Origin of the sequence: Pseudomonas sp. HMSC063H08, assembly GCF_001813645.1 — a bacterium.
Taxonomy (GTDB): Bacteria; Pseudomonadota; Gammaproteobacteria; order Pseudomonadales; family Pseudomonadaceae; genus Pseudomonas; species Pseudomonas aeruginosa.
In genome coordinates, this window is sequence record NZ_KV813585.1 from 1 (window position 1) to 593 (window position 593).

1 protein-coding gene is annotated in these 593 nt (G+C 65.8%); it reads left to right on the plus strand.

What is annotated here, in order from left to right:
* Positions 1-488, plus strand: a 488-nt coding sequence (locus HMPREF2924_RS27105) for a methyl-accepting chemotaxis protein (protein ID WP_070700791.1), incomplete at its 5' end; no start/stop codon positions are given.
* Positions 489-593: the final 105 nt, after the last annotated feature.

A 593-nucleotide genomic window follows, 5' to 3' on the forward strand; every position in this document is an offset into this window, starting at 1 on the left:
GCAACGAGGACTTCCGCTCAGGCCAGCAGGCGCTGTCCAACCGCATTGACGCCGCGCAGGCCTTCGCCAAGCAGGCCTCCGACGCCGTCGAGAACCTGGCTCAAACCACCGCCTCGGCCGGCGATCTCCTGGTGCTCAAGGCAACAGTGGAGACGCTGGACGGTTCTGTCCGCACGCTGCAAGAGAAGCAAGCCAAGGCTCCGCCGCTGATCGTGCCTCCACCGAAGCGCGGTGCCTTCCCTGTCAAGCCCAAGCCGAAACCCAAGCCGATCGAGCCTCCGCCCTTCTCAATCCTCGGCGTGGAGTATCGCGGGGGCGAACGGTTTCTGTCGGTTGCACCTCCGGGATCCACCCAGCTCAGCCAGATCTACCTCATTCGCCAGGGCGATGCCGTCGCCGGCACGACCTGGCGCCTGACCGACCTTGACGATCGTACCGCGCACTTCGACGTCGCCGGCGCCTCGCGCAGCGTCCGCATCCAACCATAGGACCCCGCACATGAACAGAACCGTATCGCTCCTGTCCGGCCTGGTGCTGCTGAGTTATCCCGCAGTCGGTCAGGAGGCTGCGGCAAGCCGAGAGACCAGCAGCCA